This is a genomic window from Thalassotalea sediminis (genome assembly GCF_030295915.1).
Lineage (GTDB): Bacteria > Pseudomonadota > Gammaproteobacteria > Enterobacterales > Alteromonadaceae > Thalassotalea_C > Thalassotalea_C sediminis.
Map to the genome: position 1 here is coordinate 177,016 of NZ_AP027361.1, position 23,441 is coordinate 200,456.

Sequence of the window (23,441 nt, forward strand, 5' to 3'; positions counted from 1 at the left end):
AAAGGAGTAAAGAATGCAAAGATTAACGGCCATTTTAGTACTGATAGTTACCATGTTTAGTGCACAGGCGACAGAGTTTAAAGAAGGTGAGCACTATAAAAAAATAACACCATTGCAGGTTGAGACTCCAGAGGTAAGAGAGTTCTTTTCATTCTATTGTGGTCACTGTTATCAGTTTGAAATTATGGTGAAGTCGATAAAAGAACATTTACCAGAAGGTGTTCCATTCGTTAAAAATCATGTTGATTTTTTACCTGGAGCCTCGAAAAAAATGCAGCAAATGTTGACCCGTGCATTAATTACTGCGCAAAAACTTGGCATGGAAGACCAACAAGTCGCTTCTATTTTTAATTACATTCATGTGCATAAAGCGGTGCCTACGTCGGCACGAGACATGCGTAATGTCTTTGTATTAAATGGTGCGGATGGAAAAGAGTTCGATCGTTTAATGGCCAGTGATGAAGTGGCGACTTTAGCGGCGAAAATGAAATCTTATCAAGACTTATTAGCATCAAAAAATGAATTGAATAAAGTGCCAAGTGTGGTAGTTAATGGCAAATATCTCATTGACGCACATGATTTAGATCCAAAGAACTTCGAAGAAGAATATAATAATTTGGTCAAGTATCTATTAGCTTTAGACTAATGGTTCGTTGATTCCTCCGGCAAATATTCTTGTCGGAGGAGCTATTTTTGATATAACTGTTCAATAATCCGAGATTTACTACTAGTAAACTCCTCTTCACTTAAAATACCCTGAGACTTTAGTTCCATTAACTTATTAAGTGAGCTGATCAACTCTTCATCACTTTTATTATTAAGTGTATTGTCTTGGCTTTCTTGCTTCTTTTTAATCGTTGCTGTTGGCGATTGAAGTTGTTGTTCTGCTGCTGAGGGTGTCACTTTCGTGGTTACTTTTGTACTTTTTGTGACCACTGGCTGCACTTTAGGCTTAATAATACGTTTTTCTGTCGTTGAACAAAGTTGACGAGAGATCAGCCAACACCAATCTATAAGTTGTTCTTGTACCTGCTCAAAGCGTGCTTTTGTCAAACGCTGATTGCCTTCCCTTAAATATAAACAAAGTTGTTTAGTTGATTTATCTGATAAATGTAACGTCAGCGTTATTTTCCTGACTTTATTATCGATCATTTTATGTCGTTTTTCTTGTTGAAATGCTTGGTTTAGAGCCGCTTCTTGCTGGTTAGAAAAAGCCGATGTGGGGTCGACAGTATTAAGGAGTGTATCATTAAGAAAAATGTCGCTTTTGACGATTTTGGCAATCGAAACAACGTCACTTGCTGTTTTTTCATGGCGTTTAAATAATAATAACGACGCGCGTTTTTTATCAATACTAAATGAAGCGTAATGACTGCGGAGTAACTTTTTAGCATCTTTGTATTTTTCGTCTTGTCTAAACAATACAGCCAACACGAGCACTCCAATAATAATAACGAGTACAAGTAAATACAGATTGACGCCATTTGAGTTCTGCACAGGTACAAAAGTAGTCGGTGTTGTTAATGTGCTGTTATTCGCCTTCAATATTATTTTTGACGTTAAATCGACGATTGTTAAGTTTTGGGCATTGTTTAGCAGCAATTGAGGCTTCGCATCAATGCTTAGTTGCTCAAAGCTAATTGAAGCAAGTGTGGTGCTACCAACATTAGCAGATAACGGTGAGGCCTTAATCAACCAGTGCTGGTCAGATTTTTGTAAAAAAACGAGTGGGTAATTGTCATTATTTAATGTTGATTTTCTAGCATAAATAAAATTACTATCAATTTTCTCTAGGCTAAGTAAATTTTCTGGTTCAGGCTGTTTGGCAATGAAGTTGTCGCCTAATGACGCTTTTCTTATCTGTATGTTGGTATTCAAATATTCACCATAAACATACTGATTTTCATTGTTTTTAACCCAAGCAAAATGTTCAATATTACCTAATCCTGTTGCTACAAGTTCATGTGGTAAGTTTGTTTGATTAAAAAGAACGTTGTCATGAGGTACTGTGTATTGTCTTAAGCCAAATTGCTGTGGGTTAATACGTAACAGCGAACCGGAGAATATGGCGTGATTTGCATGATGCTTATTAGAGGCGGTAATAATGAATAAGTGGCCAAACCCTTTTTGCCAAGACTTAATATATGGATTAAAACTGAGTGATTTAATATAGGTATCACTATCAGGTACTGGTATACGAAGTACTTCGCGTTTTTTTTCTTTTACTAGCGTTAGCTTGTCTTCTTCCATTGCCAGCTGCCATTCATAAATGACGGCTTCAAAGGGATGTGTTTTATTTTTATCTAGTTGAAACTTAACTTTTTTAACGTCTGAAGCGCTTGATTCTAGATGAGCGCTGTAAAAGATAAGGCTGCCATGCTTTTTTATAGCCGCAAAATTCGGATGCAGGGTGAGCGCAGTAAAGCGTATTAAACGGTTGGAAATATCGTCAGTTGAAATCAGCAGGGAGCTTGTTTGTAAAGCGCTATTTATTAGGCTGATATTACCGTTATCATTGTATGCTAATAAGTATTCTGGGTGCTGTGGTATGAATAATACTCTCGACAAATTATCTAATGTTGGATCAAGAGGCAGTGATTGACTAGTAAATTCCAGTGAATTTGCGTTTGTAAATGATGGACATAATAAACCAATGCAGAGAAACAAGTGTTTTGATATTTTTAAAAGTTCTTTCATGCTAGGCAATTGTCCGCTTATTATTTACGTTTTTGGTAACACGAGTTGTTGAACGTCTATTAACTGTGTTTTATCTTTATTATTGATATAGCTTAAATTACCGTCAATAATTATTTCATCGTCAACAGTTGCACTTTCTACCAAATATTCAGCCTGTTTTCCCCAAACATGAATGGTACGTTCTATTGTTAAATGTCTGACCGTTTGATGATTAGGAGAAAATGCACTTAAGTGGCTACGAATAGTGCATTCAGCTAATTTTTTATGATTCGCGGTTTCAACCAGTTTGATTGCACTGCAGATTACACCTGAAAGCTTGATTTGATTTATCGACGGTACAAAACCTTTTGCGTAAGTATGAGCGTAAGTGGCATGAATGATTTGTTGGCGGGTTTTTATACTGTCAACGAGATGGCCTTGAATTAGGACAACATCTCCTTTATCGGCAAAATTCAATGTTTTTTCTACCACATCACCAATCATTTTAACGGTGTGAAAGTGCGTCCATTCTTTTTTAGCGTTTGTGTTTTTATCAAACCATTTATGATGAGTAGCGACAGTAAATTCAGCAACGGCAACAACAGGGTTAGCCAAGTAGCGAATGTCAGGTTTAGCCACTAAATTACCTAAAAGGGTAAGAGAGCATAGGTGATTATGCGGGTGTGCGTGTTTCATTAATATCCATAGTAATTGCATTTACTCAGATTAATTTATAAGAAGCCTTGTATTATAACAAGTTTATTCTGGCTTATACGCGATTAATGAAGGAAGCTAAGTGTCGTTTATAATGGGTTAAGTATCATGTTTTACCTAGGTGAGCGGTGCTTCACCTGTTGGTGTAATGGAATATGCTTGTTTGAGTTTTGAGGGGGTATAACCGGTCCATTTTTTTATTGCCCGTCGAAAGTTTGTTGGATCAGAAATGGCCAATATTGAGGCACTTTGTTCACTGTTTAAACCTCGCACTAATAAGCATTCAATTGCTAAGTGTTTGCGTACTTCTTGATGTAATTGAGTATAACTAACGCCGTGCTCTCTGAGTTTGCGTTTTATCGTTGCTGGACTTGTCGCTAATTGTTGCGCTAAATCAGCCATGGTCATCTCTGGCGACATTTTAAGCTGCTGACGGATCAACTCCAGTAAGGTAGGCGTCGACGAGTATTCCTTTTTTGCTTTATGAATAGCATGCCACTTTCTTAGATCATTACGATGCTGGTTTTGATAGCCTAGATTTGCCAGTTCGAGAGCAAAGAAAGCGCATGGCTGCGAAAATTTGATTTGGAATCCAAGATTTTCTTCATATTCTTGTATATACCGAGGTTGCTGCCAATCAAATCCAAAATGAAAGCATATTTTTCGCCCAAGGAGCTGATGACATAAGCTAACGAGCGCAGTTGAAAAAATCTCAGTAATAAAAGGAGTAAGCTTGGTTTTGCCAAATTTTTGTTCAAGTAAAAAGTATCCCCAGTTTTCTTCTTTAATAAATGTCGCACCGATAAAGGGTGAAAAGATATGTTTGAAAACTAAAATTAGGCGGAAAAATTCTTCGATATTACGGCTATATTGAATGGCTTGCATAACGCTATTTTGCTGGTTAGTGGCGAGCTGGTGACCAATTTGAAACGCACAATCATAACCGGGTGTTAAGTCTTTTGCTTGTTGTAACAGTTGAAGTAGTTGCTTTGCGCTTGCATTGCGGCCTTCAACTATATCTGACTTAAAAATACCAGTGCCTCTCAGCAACTTTTGTTGATCTACGTAACGTGCAGAGCACACGTCAATAATAGGCGTAGCAAAATGCTGTAACGGAAAACATTTGTCTTGATAGCTTAAGTACGTTGTTCTTTTCATGCAGCATCAAACGCCTGTGATAATGACGAGCTTTCGTTATCGAGTTGAATATTAATCTTTGTGAGCTCAGCTTTTAGGTCGTCACTCGGTGTTAAAATTGTAAAGGCGGTTCTAACGCTTTGAAAAAACGCTGTTGTTTGCTCGTTCGAACGAAAAGCAACGTGTTTAATACTGTGTTCAATTTGACTGGCCATTTCTTGTGCGAAGGTTTGATCGGCATTAGGTAGTAACACAATGAATCGATCACCCGCATAGCGACAAGCTAAATCAATCGGACGTAAATTCATAAGAATTAAATGCGCAATTTCATGTAATAAGCGGTCACCTTCACGATTACCAAATTTGGCGTTTAGGTGGGTAAAATTGTTAATATCAAGCGCAATTATGGCTGAGGTTTGTTGTTTTCTTTGGTGCTCTTTGACTCGCTCACGCCAGTAATCGGCACGATATAGCTGCGTAATCATATCTATTTTATCAACAGCGCGGTACGCTAGCTCTCGTCGTTGAAGCTGCTTGTTTAGTGCCATTTGTTCTAAATGCCAGTGATATAAGGCTGCTGTCATGATAATCATGCCAACGGCAGCAGGAAATGACTCTACAACGGAAAGCCAATTTACACTGGTTTGGTAACGAAAAAATTCATCAAGAAGATCTAATAAACTTGAAAACATAAAGCATGCAAGCCCGAGCACAAGCAATCGTGTTACTTTACCTGGAGGTCTACTTGCAAGTGCTGTGAACAGCCAAAAAATGGTGAGTAATGCAACACTACCTTCACCAATGATGTCAGTCCATTTATAGTCGGACTGTTGTTTAGCGTCTCCGAAATATAGGCTTAAACATAGTGGAATAGTTAAACATATCAAACAATATGCTAATAACCCTCGATGTCGGAAAATCAGTGTAAAATTCATTCAATTCACTTTATTCATCGTCAAATATATGTGCGAGTGTATACGCTACTAACATGAACTACTCAGGTTTGGGAGGTCAGTTTAGCTCAGTTATTTGCTTTCAATGATTAAAGTTTGATGACATTACAATGAAACAAAAATAAAAATCCTTTAAGTTCAGCTAGTTATAATAAGGGTGAACTTAGCTCCATTACGTTATTTTGTCCGCTGCAAAAGGGGGCGTTTCCTCTGTTTATCGGCGAGTTAAAAAATGTCGTCACGTAGCTGTCATATTCTCTTCCTATATTGTCCGGCAACTTAATAACACTACAATCAATGGGAACATAACATGAAAGCAAAACTTTCTATTTTAGCGCTAGCGTGTGCAGCGGCGTTATCAACGAATGCTTTTGCTGAACAAGTATCATCAACAATTGTTGGTAAGGTTACAGATTCAGCGAAAAATCGCGTATTTGCTGGCGCGAGTATCGAAATTGTAGAGCTTAAATTAAAAACGCAAACAAACTTAAGCGGTAGCTTTAACTTTAAGCAATTACCGGTAGGTCAATATACGTTAAAAGTATCTTATGTAGGTGCTGAGCCACTTGTAAAAACAATTAATGTGCAAGCGGGTGATAACACACCTCTCTCATTGGTACTTTCTGATAACAGTATGGAAGAAATCTATGTGCGTGCTCAACGTTCGGGCCAGGCAAGTGCTATTAATCAAAAGCGTGTAGCAGATAGTATACGCTCAATTGTCTCAGCGGATGCTATTGGGCAGTTTCCCGACCAAAATGCGGCTGAGTCTTTACAGCGCTTACCTGGTTTGTCGATTGAAAGAGATCAAGGTGAAGGACGCTTTGTAGGCATTCGAGGTATCGATCCTAACCTAAACAATGTGACGATAAATGGCTTAAATGTTCCTTCGCCTGAAGGTGGCGTTCGTTCGGTTGCGCTTGACGTTATTCCATCTGAATTAATTCAAACGTTGGCGGTTTCAAAGTCAGTGTCAGCAGATATGGATGGAGATGCTATTGGTGGCACGGTAGAGGTTAAAAGTGTCAGCGCGTTTGATCGTAATGGTGACACTGCGACCGTTAGTGCCCAGCTAAGTCAAAATAGTTTAAGAGATGAGAATAGTCCAAAAGTATCAGGGAGTTTGACGCACCTCTTTAACGATACACTCGGTATAGCTGCAGCGGTATCTTGGCAAAACCGTGAATTTGGCTCTGATAATATAGAGTCTAATGGTGAGGATGAAGTCGAACAACGTTTTTATGATATTGCGCGCGAACGTTTAGGCAGTGCGGTTAATATAGACTATCGACCAGACTTTAATAATACGTACTTTCTGCGCACGATGTACAGTAAGTTTTCAGATGATGAATTTCGCTTAGCGAATACGTTTGTATTCGATGGTGAAGATTCAGAAGTAGAAGCCGGTTCAAAAGATAGAAAAGAAACCCAAACAATTTTTAGCGTAGCGGCCGGTGGTGAACATATTATTGATTTATGGAGTATTGATTACCAATTAGGCTATGCACAATCAGATGAAGATGAGCCGAGCGCACTTTTTTATGATTTTATTACTGAAAATAGCAGTATTTCAGCTGACTTAAATACTAAAATCCCTGTGATCCATCAAGACGAAGCTGTTACAGATTTGTCTCGTTATGAATTAGATGAAATTGCCTATGAAGACAATTATGCTGAAGATACTGAGGTTAGTGTTAAGTTTGACCTCAGTCGTCAGATATCATTTGGTCAATACATTGGCGAGATCAAAACAGGCGTAAAATATCGTCAGCGTGAAAAATCTGTTGATGCCAATATTGCCATTTTTGATGGCGATTTTGACAATTTAACGGGCAGTAATTTTCAAGGCCAAACTCCTGATTGGGGGTTGGGTCAATTCGGTCCTGCCTTTAATCGCAAAACCTTGCGTGAGTACTTTGATAATAATCGTTCAGCCTTAACGCTCGCTGGGTTAGATTCGGAACTTGAATCGAACGGAGCTTCTTATACGTCACATGAAGATATTTTTGCCGCTTATATCATGACTCGGATAAATATAGATAAGTTACGTATTGTCGCCGGTTTACGATATGAAAGTACTGACTTTGAAACGCAAGGTATGCGGGTAGAATTAATCGAAGATGACGTTTCAGATATTGAAAAAGTAGTAAACACGGATTGGCAAGTTGAAAAAGATTACTCACATGTATTACCCAGCATTAACTTACGATACGAATTTTCAGATAAGTTAATCGCTAGAGCGGCATATAGTGAAACAATTTCACGTCCAAAATTTGAGGATGCAGCGGCATTTCAAGTTATAGAAAGTAAAACTGAAGAAGACGACGGCGAGATTGTTACGGAGCGTGAAGCCGAAGTAGGTAATCCGAATTTAGCACCTTATGAATCGACTAATGTCGACTTTACACTCGAATATTATCCGGGCCACATCGGTATTATGTCTGCCGGTTTCTTCTATAAAGAGATTGATAATTTCGTTGTTTTTGCAGATGTTGCTGACACACCAACATGGCAAGGGTTTGATGAAGTTGTTCAACCTATAAATGGTGAAAGTGCGACATTAAAAGGTATGGAATTATCATGGGTAAAAGCTTTCGATAATGGTTTGTTAATAGCAGCAAATGGTACCTTTTCAGACTCTGAGGCTACGACTTTTTTAGAGGGCGAGCGTTTTGAAACAAGTTTGCCTAACCAATCTGATAACATATTTAATTTCACCTTGGGTTATGAAACAGACTTATTAAATCTACGTTTAACCATGTCTCACAAAAGTGAGAATTTTGAAGAAATTGATGGTGATATGTTGCGAATGGAAGACGATCATCAACAAATTGATTTCACATCAAAATACTACGTCAACGAGCAAATAACACTTTATTTTAATGTGGTTAACCTTACGGATGAACCTTTCTATAACTACTTTGATAAGCGCAATAAAAACGCACAATATGAAGAGTACGGTCGCACGTTTGAACTTGGTTTTCGCTGGCAAATGTAGTGGTTTATCAGAACAAATAGATTAAATACAGGGGGCACGCCCCCTTAAAAAATAGAGTGAAGTAATGAAAAATTTTATTTTTAGTTGTTTATTGTTAGTTGCAATAAATTCATATGCGGATGTATATGGTGCTGAGCATTATCAGCAAAACTATATTCAGCAATTAACTACGTTTGAAAGTGGCCAACATTTTTTTGTCTTGGGAGACTGGGGACGAAATGGACACTTTTATCAGCGAGATGTAGCAAAGTGGATGGATATAGCAGCATACCAACTTGATCCAGATTTTATTGCCACTACCGGTGATAATTTCTATGACAATGGGGTTGCGTCAATACAGGATCCTTACTGGCAAAGTTCATTTGAAAATATATATCAAGGCCCTCATTTGTTTGTTGATTGGTATCCAACATTAGGAAACCATGATTATCGTGGTAATTGGCAAGCACAAATAGCGTATTCTCAGGTTAGTCGACGTTGGCAAATGCCATCGCAATATTATGCTAAGAACAGCACGCTTGAAGATGGTACAGAAATACTCTACTTATTTATTGATACCAGTCCTTTAAATCCTGCTTATAAAAGTGAAGCTAAATATGCAGAGACGCAACAACAGGATGCAAAGAAACAGCTTGATTGGATAAAAAAACAGTTAGCTACAACAACTGCCGATTGGAAAATCGTGATTGGTCATCACCCTTTGTATTCTAGCGGAAAGCGCTTTGGTAAAACGGGCGAAATTCAACGCGTATTGGAGCCTATTTTGGAAAAGTATCAAGTTGACGCTTATTTCGCAGGCCATGAACACGATATGCAACACAACAAACCTAAGCAATCAACGGTTGATCACTTTGTTTCTGGCGGTGGTTCAGAAATAAGACCCGTAAAACAACGCTCATTTACTAAGTTCGCAAAAGCAACTGGCGGTTTCGCTGCCGTTGTAGTTAATGAGAAAACACTCTTGGTGCAGTTTATAGATCATCAAGGCAATATCATTTATAGCTATCAACGCAACAAGGAACAGTAAACATGAGAGACATGTTAAAAACGATTGCATATCTATCATTCACTTGTTTTGCCTTGATCAATAGCATCAGCTGTTATGCGAATACCGAACATATTAATTGGGCTAACACGTCACAATTTTTATCAAAAATTTCAGCAAAAAAAGGTAGCGAGTTTTACTATATTGCTGTTAATGAGTCAGTGGGTATTGCCTTACTTAATCGTGAACTTAAACCACTTGCTGTTATAGCACGAAAGGCAGAACATCTAGATTTTCGTTGGTTACCGGGTGAAAAAAGTAAAGGCGTAATGGCAACGTTAGACGTTGATAGTGGTGAATTATTGTTGATAGACGTAAATGTTAATACCCCTTCATTAACGATTCAACGTCAATTTAAACCTGACATGATGGCATTTGATGCGCTTTGTTTACAACGTAAGAATGCTAGCATCGATTTATTCTTAGTTGATGCGCAAGGAATAGCGCGGCATTTCAATGTAATAAATCAAGATAATCAATGGCAGCCAATAGAAATAAACCACTTTCCAGTTGGCCCTAACATCAAAGCATGTGCGGTTGTCGATCAGCAAAAAGCATTACTATTAACGGAAGAAAATATAGGCGTTTGGCGCTATTCAACCAATCCAGAACATGAAGTAATACGTGAACTTATCACGCTACCACAAGGTCTGGAAATTGAATATATCGATACAACACCTACAGGAGATATCGCGGTAGTTTCGCCTGATTCAAATACACTTTGGTATTATCAACATCATGCTAAAAAGTTCACAGCAATGTCTTTATCTGATGATATATCACCAAAAACAGTGCAGCTTTATCGTCAAGGAAATGATCTTCAAGCATTTATTTATGATGATAATCAGAGTCAGCTTGTTGATAGGCGTTTCACAACAACTATACCTCCTGTTCCTCAACAAACGACAGTTGAAAAAACATTAAAACCTTTTGCGCAAACTGAACCCGTTAACGCTTTTGGCGATGCTGCTGATGACCCTGCAATTTGGGTGAATAAAGAAAATCCAGCAAAAAGTATTGTATTTACAACAGATAAAAAGTTCGGATTAAACACCTATGACTTGCAAGGAAAACTCATACAAAGCATGCCTGTTGGACGGATAAATAATATTGATATTCGGTATGATGTTCAGCTAGGTAAAGAGATGGTAGATATAGCGGCAGCAAGTAATCGGACGACAAACAGTATTACACTGTTTGCAATTGATAAACTAAGCGGTAGGGCAAGCTTGCTGAATGACATCAAAACTGACTTATCAGATCCTTATGGATTATGTTTGAGTAAAATCGATGGTGTAGTCTCAGCATGGATTAATGATACCGACGGGCGCTTCCAACAATATCAACTAAGTTTTGAGTCAGCGTCAATAAAAGGTAAAAAGGTTGATGAGTGGCGTGTACCTTCGCAACCTGAAGGCTGTGTAGTTGATGATAAAACAAGCCGACTTTTTTATGGTGAAGAAGCTAAAGGGGTTTGGCTAAAGCATATTAATAAGCACCGAGAAAATAAACTAATTATTGGTCTTGACGAAGGTGTGAAAGCTGATATCGAGGGAATGGGACTGTACACCGTCAATGAAAAAAACTACCTCGTTGTTTCTAGCCAAGGTAACAATCGCTATGCTGTGTATACTGTTGATAAGCAATTTGATTACCTCGGTACTTTTAGCCTTACTACAAACTGGACAGCCGGTATTGATGGTGCTTCTGAAACGGATGGGTTAGCTGTTAATAGCACTTCACTTGGTTCACAGCTCCCACATGGGCTTCTCGTAGTGCAAGATGGTCACAATGTCATGCCCAGTAAACCACAAAACTTTAAATATGTTGATGGTGCTTTGCTAAGGGCATGGATTATTTCTAAAACTACGCGCGAATAACGTAAATCTTCGGTGGCCCAATCTCAGATATGGGCTACCGTTCTTTTGGAAAATTAGCGATTAATGCTCTATTGTTAAAGGTATTGTGTTTAGCGATATCTGCTTGGGTAACATCCAATAGATACTAACGGAGTCAATCGCTTAACGTCTTTGTTTGAATGTTAACGGTAAAAGCCGACATTAGCGCCAAGGACTCAATTAAATATGTTACATCCCTTTAAATATGCAAATAACGAGCATGGTGGCAGCAGTATGAGTAAAGAAGTGCTCGCTATTACTTAAACATAATGTGACGAAGTCAGTTTATAAAAATATTGTACTTTCAGTGACTAGCAGCTTAAAGTGGCTCTATAATTAATGCTAGTTACATCAACATGGTTGTTATCGTTAACGTTATGAAAAATGCTTTCATCTATTTGGCCACCTTATTTTTACTCTGTTCTCAGCCTGTAATGGCTCAAAATGCTGAGATTGAACAGATTTCCGTTACTCCTTACGATCGTACTATTACACGGGCGGGCAAGGTTGCGTTCAAACGTAAGCTTAATTTGTCTTTTAAAAGTAGTGGTTACCTTAAAAAGCTTGCTGTCGATGAAGGCCAGTTCTTCAAGAAAGATCAATTACTTGCTTCTCTTAATACTGAAGAGCTAAAAGCAGATAAAAATGCAAAATATAGCCAACTTTTACAGGCTAAACGAGAAGTTAATCGTGTTAAAAAATTGATCGCTGAACAGTTGAGCTCCCAGCAAGATCTTGATGCAGCACAAACAAAGGTAGATACCACCAGAGAAGCATACCAACTGGCGTACTACAACTTAGAAAAAGCAGAAATTCATGCGCAATTTGATGGCGTGGTTTTAGCAAGGCATAGTGAATTAGGTGAATTTCATGCGCCAGGACAACAAGTACTTTCTGTAGCGGCAACTGAGAATAACTTAGTTGTTAAAGTGAGTTTAACGGGATCTGAAATTGGCTTTGTTAAATATGGTCAAAAAGTACAAATTACCTTAGCAAATGTTGGCCGTGTTAATGGCGTGATATCGAAAGTTCCTGTGCTTAGTAATACAGCAGGTCAGCTGTATTTAATAGAAGTATTATTAACCGATATTATTGCTGGTAATGAGGTTGTAGCTGGTCAATTAGCACAAGTTGAGATACACGTAAATTCTGACAAATTAGTCTATAAAGTGCCGTTACGTGCCTTAATAGAAATGGATGAAGCCGGTCAGGCTGTTCTAATGACAAAGTCACCAAGCGGTGATTATAGCTTTCAGCGCTTTACTGTCTTAAATATTGACAGTCAATACCTGTATTTAAATGCAGAAACTGAGCACGATAAACTCGATATTGTTACTCAAGGTTGGCAACAATTAAAAGTAGGCGAGAAATAACAATGAGATTACCTCGCATAGCAATTAAAAATGAGGAATTTACACTTACAATTGTTATTTTGTTAGTCTTAGTAGGAATTGTGTCCTATTTTTCAATGCCTCGCTCTGAGGATCCGCAGTTTGATATTCCAATCACATTAGTTGAAGTTATATATCCTGGCGTAGCACCTCAAGATATTGAAAGCCTTGTGATAAATCCTTTAGAGCAAGAGTTTGCTGATATCGAAGGGATAAAACAGATTGAAACTCAGATAAAGAATGATGGTGCTCGTATTGAAATAAAGTTTGTTTATGGTAGCGAACCGCGAATTTCTTTTAATGAGGTAAAACAAGCAGTAGCTACTGTTGAACCTACGCTACCTGACGATGTACAAGACATTCTTGTCTTAAAAGCAACGCCAACAAGTGTAGCTGTTGCTCAGTTAGCGTTGTGGAGTGACCCGCTTGATTATAAAGAAATGGAGTTCTATGCAAAAAAGTTAGAGAAACGATTGGAAACCATCGCCAGTGTTAAAAAAGCTGATATCTGGGGCTATCCACAACAAGTTGTTTCTATTGATTTAAATTTAGACTTATTACAACACTATGGCTTATCTGTAACTCAAGTGAACCAGGTTTTAGCACGTAGAGCATTGAATATTACACCGGGTTTTTTAGATGCTAGCGAGCGAAGATTCAATGTTAAAGCAAGCGGTAGCTATCAAAATATCGAACAACTAGCCGAAACGGTGATTTATTCGACGACAGACTTTGTCGTCAAGCTACGAGATATTGCCACCGTCGATTTTGGTAATGTGAAGCCAACTTATTTAGCCTACGTTAATGATAAACCAGTAATTTTTATCACGTTAGAACAAAGAAAAAATACCAATATATTTGAATTGACCGAACAACTCGCTAACGAAGTCGCGCAGTTTAAACAGCAATTACCGGCGGGTTTTCAGCTGACAACGTTATTTCAACAAGCAGACAGTGTTGAAACACGCGTCAATGGTTTCTTTGATAACCTGTGGCAAGGTTTAGTCTTGGTTGGGGTTATGTCTCTTTTATTCTTAGGATTAAGAGAAGCATTGGTTGTTATTATGGTGATCCCATTATCCTTTCTTATTGCCATTGGTTGGTTAGATTTTGCGGGTTATGGTTTACAACAAATGTCTATCGTTGGTTTAATTATTGCCTTAGGTTTATTAGTGGATAATGCCATTGTTGTCACTGAAAGCATCCATCGAGAGAAGAAGCAACAAGGTAGTTTAAAAGAAGCAGCTGCTTTTGGGACGAGTAAAGTAGGTTGGGCGATTACAAGTGGTACTATTACCACGATGTTTGCGTTTTTACCTATGTTAATGCTTGCAAGCGATACAGGAGATTTCGTGCGGTCTATGCCGGTAACGGTTGTATTTGTGCTGTTCGCGTCATTAATACTCGCTTTGACCTTCACACCTTTGCTTTCAAGTAAGCTTTTTAATGCCAAACCAAGTCGTTTTAAAATGCTGCAACATTATGTCAATGCATTTGCCTCCAAACATTATAAAAATCTACTCGGTCGCTTAATGAGGTTGCGCGTTGTTGTTGTCGGTATTTTCATTTTATCCTTGTTCGCGATGTTATCTTTGTTTGCAGAAGTGGGCTTAAGCTTATTTCCTAAAGCTGAAAAGCCGATGATGCTTATTGAAGTAGAAGCACCAAGAAACTCTTCTTTGTCATACACCGACGAAGTGGTGCACCAAGTTGCAAATGAACTTAACCAATATGAAATTGTCGACGAATTAGCTCTTAATGTCGGTAATTCGAATCCACGAATATATTACAATGAAGTGCCAAAACGTGGGGTCGCTAATTACGGACAGATCCTTGTTGTTATGGCTGAGTATGATGATCAAGCTATTACAACGTTTGTTGCACAGCTACGAGCCAAATTTGATAATTGGCATCAAGCGAAAATTACCGTGAAGGAATTTACGCAAGGGCCAGTTACCGATCAACCGATTACCATACGCTTAATGAGTGAATCGCTGACAGAATTAGAGCAAGTGGCTGAAGACCTTGCCGCCTTTATGGGCGAGTCAGAAGGGATTATTAATATCGAAAATCCTATTGGATTAGCTAATACTGAGCTTGTGATGGATATCGATTATGAAAAAGCCGGTTTGGTTGGTGTTGATATTACCGATCTTGAGCAGACATTGAAAACAGTTGTTAGTGGCAACGTAGTAGGGCGACTGAGCGATAGCAGAGGAGAAAGCTACCCTATCTTAGTCAATCGACAACATGCTGACGTATCAGTGTTAGAGAACACGTATATTGCTAATAGAAATGGTGAATTGGTTCCCTTATCGCATGTAGTGACCGCGAAATTATTAAAAGGCCACTCTGAATTTTTTCATTATCAAAAACAACGTATGGCCAAAGTATCTGCAGACGCGGATCAAGGGTATTCAGTTACGGCGTTAACACAACAGGTTGTTAGTTATTTAGATAACTATCAATTACCTGATGGAATGTATTATACGCTAGGCGGTGAAGAAGAATCGCGTCAAGAATCGTTTGCTGGCCTGACACAGATCATGATTATTACCGCCGTTGGAATATTTTCGGTGTTGGTTTTACAATTTAAATCGTTTTTACAGCCGTTGATCATTTTTACGTCTATACCGTTTGCAATTGCCGGCTCTGTGATCGGCTTGTATATTTTTGGTTTGTCATTTTCGATGATGGCGTTTATTGGCCTGATTAGTTTGTTTGGCATTGTAGTCAATAACGCGATTATTTTAATTGATACGGCGAATCATAATTTCCGCCAGTGCAATGATATGAAACAAGCGATTGTCGACGCCAGTGCGACACGTTTTACACCGATATTGTTAACGACATTAACGACGATTGGTGGCTTATTACCGCTAACGTTGTTTGGCGGTAGTTTATGGCAACCTTTAGGGGTCGTTATTATTTCTGGCTTATGTGTTTCTGCTATTGCTAGTTTTATTCTTGTACCCGTGTTAACACAGCTATTTTCTCGCAATACGGTGCGTTAACTTAAGGTGTCATTTTAAATAGACATAAAAAAGGCGTTGGAACTCGAGTGTTCAACGCCTTTTTTAATAGGACTATTCTGCTGAGATATTCAATGCATATTTTTCAATGAGTGAATATAAGGTTGGTCGTGTTACACCGAGCAGTTCTGCGCACTTAGACATATTGCCATCGGTTAATGCATAAGCTTTTTGAATGGCGACTGACTCAGCTTGCTCGCGTACTTTACGTAAATTAAGATCTAACTGCAGTGATTGACCGTCATGGTCAAAAAAGCCAAGGTCCATCGCCGTTACTTGTGAACCTGTTGCCATAATGACAGAGCTCTTAACTTTATTTTGTAATTCACGAATGTTGCCTGGCCACCTATGGTGTTTGATTGCATCTAAAGCGTCTTCAGCGAAGCTTTTAACATTTGATTTATACTCTTTCGCATAACGTTGTAAGAAGAATTGCGCCAAAATTAGCGTATCTTCTTCGCGATCTCGTAGCGGAGGAATATTGAGAGTAATTTCACTGACACGGTAAAATAGATCTTCGCGAAATTGCTTTTCAGCAACCATCTCTTCTAAGTTTTGATTGGTTGCACAAACAACACGTACATCAACATCAATTTCTTGGCGTCCACCTAAACGTTCAATTTTCTTCTCTTGTAAAAAGCGCAGTAACTTGGCTTGCAGATTAAAAGGCATATCGCCGATTTCGTCGAGAAATAAAGTTCCACCTTCTGCGCATTCAATTTTGCCTTTTGTGGTGCGTACTGCCCCGGTGAAAGCGCCTTTTTCAAAGCCAAATAGTTCACTTTCCAACAAGGTTTCAGGAATGGATGCACAATTGATAGCAATAAATGGCTTTTTGCTACGTTCACTCGCTAGATGTATTGCATTAGCGGTTACTTCTTTACCTGTACCACTTTCACCGAGTAGTAAGGCGGTTATTTGCGTGGGTGCGATACGCTTTACCATTGTGCGCAATCTATCAATGCTACTGCTGCTACCAACAATACCAATGTCATTGCCGCCTACAGCACGCATTAACCTATTTTCTTCCTCAATAGATGCGACACTAAATGCGCGCGCAACAATCACATTGATCACATCTGGTTCAATTGGTTTTTGGTAAAAATCGTAAGCACCGAGTGAAATAGCTTTTAAGGCATTTTCTCTGTCATCGTTACCTGTTATCACAATAACTTTGGTATGTGGTGCGATACGTAATATTTCCTCTAGTGCGGCTAATCCTTCAGTTGCATTTGCCGCATCTGGCGGTAAACCCAAATCTAAGGTGACCACTTTAGGTTCATAGCGGCGAATGGCTGCAATTGCACTTTCTCGGTCAGCCGCTAAGATCGCCTCGTAGTCAGATAAACTCCATTTCAGTTGTTTTTGAATACCTTTATCATCATCGACGATTAGTAGTTTTTCCATGAAATTAATCCTTAGTCATCATGTCTATTCATTAAATGAGGAACGCGTGGGTAAAGTTACGCAAAATGTAGTGCCAGAGTTTTCAACACTTGTGACCTCTATTTTACCCGCTATGCTTTCAATAAACTGTTTTGCTTCATAAACACCAATACCCATACCTGCATTACCTTTTGTGGTATCAAAGGGCTTAAACAATCGATGTTTAATAAAATCTTCACTCATACCACAGCCATGATCAGCGATTAAAATCTTAATGTGGTTTTTGTTGTTTTTGAGTGATATTTCTACCTTTGAGTCATCAGGGCTTGCTTCTTGTGCATTTTGAATCAAATGATTAAGTACTGAGTGCAGCTTTTCTTCATTAGTGGCCAATTTTGCAGGCGCCATTTCTTTAATAATCACCGCTGGTTTTTCTACATTACGTTGTTGTACTACTTTTTCAAGCAATTGAGGTAAATCAATTTCACTATTTTTAGATTTTTCAACACGCTTATTACGTAATTGAGTTAACACTTTAGCTAACCTTTCTGTAGCTGATTCGACTGTTTCAAAAACATCATCAACAAATGCTGGGTTATCGCGGTGTTTTTCCGCATTTGTATTGATGAGTGCAAGTTGTGCTTGGATGTTTTTTAAATCGTGAACTAGAAATGCGGACATGCGATTAAACGCGTCAAATTGTTTGGATTCTGCTAGCTCATCATTAGCCTCATTTAGTGAAATAAAGTTTCCTAGTTGTTTAGACACAGCAAACAATAAATCGCGGTCTTCCCAATTTAATTTTTTTAAATCGTGCACATTACCAATAAGAAAGAGGCCATAAAACGCTTTACCAATAAAAATGGGCACGATAATGCGTACACCAAAGCTTTGGCATAAATCGAGGTCGAGGTTGAGCTCCTGGTACATGGAAGGGTTAACATCAAATTCTTCAACATCGATGATCCAACCTTTCTGTTGGCAATATTGGCTAATAAAAGTGAGCTGTAAATCAAAGCTTTCGGTAAGTTTTAAACCTCGACTGTACTTAATATCAAAATGTAGATCATTATTACGTTTAACCAGTGCACCAGTGTGAGCATTAAGTTTAGACATCATGATTGATGTTGCCATTTGGTAGTAACTTTCAGCGCTTGTGGTTTCAATTTTTTCTATAAGGTTTAACCATTCTTCGCGGTACTCATAGCGGTTGGCGAAGAAGTTTTTTGCTATAAATACTTTTAACTTTCGTCTAAGTGATTCTGTAATCAGTAACGCGACTAAAACTACCCCACTTAATATAAGGAAGCCAATACTAACGACACTACCCCACTCACCACCGATGTAGTTAATGACATAACCAGCAAGTGCCATAATTAAGAGATAAACGCCAGCCATCATTAATATCGAACTATAAAAGACGACCTGACGAGAAACGAAAATACGTACGGAGCCATTTTTTATTCTGCGTGTACTAACAAGCAATAAAGGAAGTACCGCAACCGCTATATAACCGCGACTAAACCAAAAATCAAAGTCGATAGCGCCAACCATCGTTGCTTGAGCATACATAACAAAGTCAAATATTGAGGTGCTAGCCAGAGCAATGATTAACGGCCAAATTGCCCACCTAATTTGATCATCTGCACTACGGTACAGTTGCTCCATGAGCACTAGGCTCCATAAGTTTAATACGATAAAGAGCAGATAAATATATTCATAAGAGTAATCAAGTAGAAATGTTGCTAACCAACAGACGGTCATCAAAATTCCCCATATACTCACGTACTGGCGAATATGAAAATTTGAGAGTAATTGCCGAATAGAAGTAAGTTCGGTATTGCAAATTAAGACAAGTATTGCCCAAGACGCCACTTTAAAGCCGTCTGCTACTAATACCCATTGCAAGCCAAAGCCTAATTTAATTTGAGCAGCAGCCAATGCCGATGCGATAGTGGTGATGAGTACTGAGACTATTGTCCAGCGCGCTAATAATTGACTATTTCTGGCGGCAACCAATAAAAAAGTGAAAATAACGTAGGCGATAAAGCTTAACGTGAAGCCAACAAAACCAATAAATTCCATGTTTATTTAATTTACACCTTTAAACCAAACGAGAGACTCATCTCATTGACTTACACTAAAAAAGTTAGCGGAACTAACATTTATAGGATATTCAAGGTATTTAACATACCACAATATAGAATGTATCCATAATGTAAAGTGATAGTGAGTGACAACTTTTACTTATTCAAGCTAAGTCATTAAACTTATCTGTTGTTCCTGAAGGGTTACTGCACTATATAATTCGATTCACGCTGACGATTATTCAAAAAAATGAAAGGTCAGTCACTAGACCAATTAATCTTTTGGATTTACGGTAGACAATATGAATTAATGATATTAGTATTGCCGCGCTATTTTTGATGTGTCTTTTCCTTAAGACTATCATCAGAAAGATAATAAAAATCTATAGATTAATTGCGAATAACCACCCGTAGCTCAGCTGGATAGAGCGTACGCCTCCGGAGCGTAAGGCCACAGGTTCGACTCCTGTCGGGTGGGCCATCACTTAAAACCCCGTCTTATTCATTAATCACGCTGCTATCAATGTTTGTATTTGTAAATAGCACAGAAAACGTGCTCTTACTTGAGTTATTGTGATGTTAGTTAATCGCATGTCTCTCGCTTTAATACACAATTAATTTCAAGTAAAACAAACACGCTACTTATATTTAACCTACCAATCAGTTATATCTAGTTAAATATAAATATTATCGTTACAATGCTAGCATTGTTAAATTTTTGTATCATTACTGATTAAACAGGTAGATGGAGTTATGATGGAACAAACAATAAATGCAAAAGTTGCAGTTATTGGCCTTGGATATGTAGGGCTACCTTTAGCCGTAGAGTTTGGTAAGAAACTAGATACGGTAGGCTTTGATATTAATCAAGGACGTGTAGATGAATTGAATCAAGGTTATGACCGAACACTTGAAGTTGAAAGTGATGAGCTCCGTTCAGCCAAACAATTAAATTGCTCAAGCAACCCTGAAGATATTCTAGGTTGTGATTTTTATATTGTCACTGTTCCTACACCTATTGATGATCATAAACAACCTGACCTTACGCCTTTGCAAAAAGCATCTGAAATGTTAGGTAAAGTGATTAAAAAAAATGCAACAGTCATTTATGAGTCAACGGTTTATCCTGGCGCAACAGAAGAAGTTTGCGTGCCCATTTTAGAGCAAGTATCCGGGTTAACCTACAATGAAGATTTCTTCGTTGGTTATTCACCAGAAAGGATCAACCCAGGTGATAAAACCCATCGTCTACCTTCGATATTAAAAGTAACCTCTGGATCTACACCTGTGGTGGCTGAAAAAGTCGATGCACTCTATCAAACAATTATTACCGCTGGTACATATAAAGCGTCATCAATTAAAGTGGCGGAAGCTGCTAAAGTGATAGAAAACACACAGCGCGATGTTAATATCGCGCTGATCAATGAGTTATCGATTATCTTTAATCGCTTAGAAATTGATACCTTAGAAGTATTAGAAGCCGCAGGCACAAAATGGAACTTTCTACCATTTAGACCAGGTTTAGTGGGTGGGCATTGTATTGGTGTAGATCCGTACTATTTAACACATAAAGCCCAAGCGGTTGGTTATCATCCAGAAATGATTTTAGCCGGTCGAAGATTAAATGATGGTATGGGTGAGTATGTTGTTTCACAACTCGTAAAAGGTATGCTTAAAAAGCGCATCCAGGTTGAACAAGCTAATGTGCTTGTTATGGGCTTAACGTTTAAGGAAAACTGTCCTGATTTACGTAATACTAAAGTGATAGACATTATTCATGAACTTAAAGAGTACAATATCAATGTTGATATCGTTGATCCATTATGTACCAATGATGATGCTATGCATGAATATAATGTTTCGTTAACAGAAACGCCGCAAAAAAATCATTATGATGCGATTATACTGGCAGTAGCACATGACCAGTTTAAGGCACAAGGTATTGACAGTATCAAAGGGTACGGAAAGGATGTGCATGTATTATATGATTTAAAATGCATGGTAGATAAAGCATCGGTAGACATGCGTCTTTAATCATAAAATTTGAATCAAATATGGAATATTTAAGCAAATGTACGAGAAAATAAAGCAAGACATTTCAAACTCACCTAAAACGTGGCTTATCACTGGCGTTGCTGGTTTTATTGGCTCGAACTTACTTGAAGCGTTACTAAAGCTTAATCAAAAAGTCATTGGTTTGGACAATTTTGCTACGGGTTATCAACGCAACCTTGATGAAGTTAAAGGGTTAGTTGATGATGAACAATGGCAAGGTTTTACCTTTATTGAAGGCGATATTCGTGATTTTGATACCTGTTTAAAAGCAACTACTGGGGTCGATTACGTCTTGCATCAAGCTGCACTAGGGTCAGTGCCAAGATCGATTGCAGACCCTATTACTACTAATGCTGCAAATATTACTGGCTTTTTAAACATGTTAGAAGCTAGCAAACAAAGTAAAGTTGCAAGTTTTGTTTATGCGGCGAGTAGTTCAACTTATGGGGATCACCCAGCATTACCTAAGGTTGAAGAGAATATTGGTAACCCACTATCTCCTTATGCAGTCACTAAGTATGTTAACGAGCTATATGCTGATGTGTACGCGAGAACATATGACTTTAAGTGTATTGGCTTACGTTATTTTAATGTTTTTGGTCGTCGACAAGATCCTGATGGCGCATACGCTGCCGTCATTCCTAAATGGACTGCAGCGATGATTAAAGATGAACAAGTCTTTATCAATGGCGATGGCTTAACAAGTAGAGATTTTTGTTATATTGAGAATACAGTTCAAATGAATATCTTAGCGGCAACTGCGCCAGAAGATGCAAAAGCCGAAGTGTATAATGTAGCTGTAGGTGATAGAACAACATTGAATGACTTATTTGACGCAATAAAAACAGCGCTTATTAATAATAACATTGATATTAAAAAAGCGCCTGAATACAGAGAGTTTAGACAAGGTGACGTACGTCATTCTCAAGCGAATGTTGATAAAGCGAAGGATAAGCTAGGGTATGCACCAAGCTATCGAGTTCAGGCCGGTATATTAGAAGCGATGCCGTGGTACTTGGAGAACGTTAAATAGCGTTGTTAATTTGAATGTTGAGCGAGTTCTCATATTTTTATGATTTACGAAAATACTCATCTATACTGTAGGCAATGATGGCTCAAAATCCCTCTAAAATAATAACAAAATTATTGGCCTGGAAAGGAATAGCAATGTTTTATTGGAGCAAATAGCATAATGAGCTGGAGCAAAAAACTGTTAAATACCCCAGTTGTTGGGGATGTAACTAAAAGATTGGTTTCTATGAAAGCCAGTCATGATGCTAAAAACATTGCTGAGCATTTTACCAAATTTCTCGCTCCAGAAGTTGCGGTAACGCCTGAACTGCGGGATGAAGTCTTTAGAATTCGTCATAATGTCTATTGTGAAGAGCTTGCTTTCGAACGTATTAAAGAAGAAGGCAAAGAAAGAGACGAGTTTGATGATCAATCCATATTCAGTATGATCAAACATAAGCCTTCCAATATATACACTAGCTGTGTGCGAGTGGTGCAATCTCGTAGTGAAGACGAATTATTACCGATTGAAAAATACTGCTTGGATTCTATTCAAAATAAAGAATTACACCCGAGTAATTTTGCTCGCGATGAAATATGTGAAATTTCTCGGTTAGCCGTAAAAGCCGATTTTCGCCGTCGTGCTAGTGATCAATTTAAGGGCTCTGCAACGGGTGCCATTAGTGAATCGACCTACTCGGAAACAGAGTTACGTTGCTTTCCTTTTATTGCTATTGGCCTGTATATGGCTGCCGCGACCATGGCAATTAATACCGGCATGAATCATGTTTACGTGATGATGGAGCCTCGGCTGGCACGCAGTATGAAATTTGTCGGCATTAAATTTATACAACTTGGTGAGGCGATAGACTATCATGGTCTAAGAGCGCCATATTATATCAACCCAAATATCTTCTTGGAGAATCTAACACCTGGATTTTCAGCACTGTACTTATCGATTCGAGAAGATATCTGCAAACAACTACCAAAGGTGAGTTAAATCAATTGGTAGAAATTGTTTCCTAATAAAATAACCGTTTATAATACCACCAGTATGT

At 38.3% G+C, this 23,441-nt stretch carries 15 protein-coding genes and 1 tRNA gene; 10 read left to right on the forward strand and 6 right to left on the reverse strand.

Annotation, left to right across the window (positions count from 1 at the left end):
- Positions 1-13: 13 nt before the first annotated feature.
- Positions 14-646 (forward strand): thiol:disulfide interchange protein DsbA/DsbL, encoded by a 633-nt coding sequence (locus QUE09_RS00800; protein ID WP_286234322.1) that lies wholly within the window; start codon positions 14-16, stop codon positions 644-646.
- A gap of 41 nt (positions 647-687) precedes the next feature.
- Here the strand turns inward: QUE09_RS00800 and QUE09_RS00805 are convergent, their stop codons facing one another.
- The 4 genes from QUE09_RS00805 to QUE09_RS00820 all read right to left on the reverse strand — a co-directional run bounded on the left by QUE09_RS00805 (position 688) and on the right by QUE09_RS00820 (position 5,462).
- The gene (locus tag QUE09_RS00805; protein WP_286234323.1) at positions 688-2,697 is read right to left on the reverse strand and encodes a PQQ-dependent sugar dehydrogenase family protein; all 2,010 of its coding nucleotides are present in this window, start codon (positions 2,695-2,697) and stop codon (positions 688-690) included.
- A gap of 24 nt (positions 2,698-2,721) precedes the next feature.
- Positions 2,722-3,393 (reverse strand): single-stranded DNA-binding protein, encoded by a 672-nt coding sequence (locus QUE09_RS00810; RefSeq protein ID WP_350226385.1) that lies wholly within the window; start codon positions 3,391-3,393, stop codon positions 2,722-2,724.
- 114 nt (positions 3,394-3,507) lie between these two features.
- Positions 3,508-4,548: a helix-turn-helix domain-containing protein gene (locus tag QUE09_RS00815; RefSeq protein ID WP_286234325.1), complete on the reverse strand. Its 1,041-nt coding sequence runs from the start codon at positions 4,546-4,548 to the stop codon at positions 3,508-3,510.
- The gene (locus tag QUE09_RS00820) at positions 4,545-5,462 is read right to left on the reverse strand and encodes a diguanylate cyclase domain-containing protein (protein WP_286234326.1); all 918 of its coding nucleotides are present in this window, start codon (positions 5,460-5,462) and stop codon (positions 4,545-4,547) included. Before QUE09_RS00820 ends, QUE09_RS00815 begins: the two co-directional genes overlap by 4 nt.
- 328 nt (positions 5,463-5,790) lie before the next feature.
- Between QUE09_RS00820 and QUE09_RS00825 the strand changes: the two genes are divergently transcribed.
- From QUE09_RS00825 to QUE09_RS00845, 5 genes are all read left to right on the forward strand, one after another.
- Positions 5,791-8,478 carry a TonB-dependent receptor gene (locus QUE09_RS00825; protein WP_286234327.1) on the forward strand — a complete coding sequence of 896 codons (2,688 nt, stop codon included), beginning with the start codon at positions 5,791-5,793 and terminating at the stop codon, positions 8,476-8,478.
- 64 nt (positions 8,479-8,542) lie between these two features.
- Entirely contained in the window at positions 8,543-9,505 is a 963-nt protein-coding gene (locus tag QUE09_RS00830; protein WP_286234328.1) for a purple acid phosphatase family protein, read from the forward strand.
- A 2-nt stretch (positions 9,506-9,507) separates the two neighbouring features.
- Positions 9,508-11,403: a phytase gene (locus QUE09_RS00835; RefSeq protein ID WP_286234329.1), complete on the forward strand. Its 1,896-nt coding sequence runs from the start codon at positions 9,508-9,510 to the stop codon at positions 11,401-11,403.
- Positions 11,404-11,798: 395 nt separating this feature from the next.
- On the forward strand, positions 11,799-12,794 hold the full coding sequence (locus QUE09_RS00840) for an efflux RND transporter periplasmic adaptor subunit (protein ID WP_286234330.1): 996 nt from the start codon (positions 11,799-11,801) through the stop codon (positions 12,792-12,794).
- Positions 12,795-12,796: 2 nt separating this feature from the next.
- Positions 12,797-15,826 (forward strand): efflux RND transporter permease subunit, encoded by a 3,030-nt coding sequence (locus QUE09_RS00845; RefSeq protein ID WP_286234331.1) that lies wholly within the window; start codon positions 12,797-12,799, stop codon positions 15,824-15,826.
- A 72-nt stretch (positions 15,827-15,898) separates the two neighbouring features.
- Here QUE09_RS00845 and prsR read toward each other — a convergent pair whose 3' ends face one another.
- Both prsR and prsK read right to left on the reverse strand, forming a co-directional pair.
- Positions 15,899-17,251, reverse strand: coding sequence for a PEP-CTERM-box response regulator transcription factor (prsR, locus tag QUE09_RS00850; RefSeq protein ID WP_286234332.1), 1,353 nt, complete (start codon positions 17,249-17,251; stop codon positions 15,899-15,901).
- Between the two features lie 24 nt (positions 17,252-17,275).
- A complete protein-coding gene (gene prsK / locus QUE09_RS00855) occupies positions 17,276-19,315 on the reverse strand; it encodes an XrtA/PEP-CTERM system histidine kinase PrsK (RefSeq protein ID WP_286234333.1) in 2,040 nt (679 codons plus the stop codon).
- Between the two features lie 406 nt (positions 19,316-19,721).
- Here prsK and QUE09_RS00860 point away from each other — a divergent pair.
- From QUE09_RS00860 to QUE09_RS00875, 4 genes are all read left to right on the forward strand, one after another.
- Positions 19,722-19,798: transfer RNA gene (locus QUE09_RS00860), tRNA-Arg, on the forward strand.
- A 272-nt stretch (positions 19,799-20,070) separates the two neighbouring features.
- Positions 20,071-21,351 (forward strand): Vi polysaccharide biosynthesis UDP-N-acetylglucosamine C-6 dehydrogenase TviB, encoded by a 1,281-nt coding sequence (tviB, locus tag QUE09_RS00865; RefSeq protein ID WP_286234334.1) that lies wholly within the window; start codon positions 20,071-20,073, stop codon positions 21,349-21,351.
- A gap of 37 nt (positions 21,352-21,388) precedes the next feature.
- Positions 21,389-22,405 carry an NAD-dependent epimerase/dehydratase family protein gene (locus QUE09_RS00870; RefSeq protein ID WP_286234335.1) on the forward strand — a complete coding sequence of 339 codons (1,017 nt, stop codon included), beginning with the start codon at positions 21,389-21,391 and terminating at the stop codon, positions 22,403-22,405.
- 159 nt (positions 22,406-22,564) lie between these two features.
- Positions 22,565-23,383 (forward strand): PEP-CTERM/exosortase system-associated acyltransferase, encoded by an 819-nt coding sequence (locus QUE09_RS00875; protein WP_286234336.1) that lies wholly within the window; start codon positions 22,565-22,567, stop codon positions 23,381-23,383.
- The last annotated feature ends 58 nt before the right edge of the window (positions 23,384-23,441 follow it).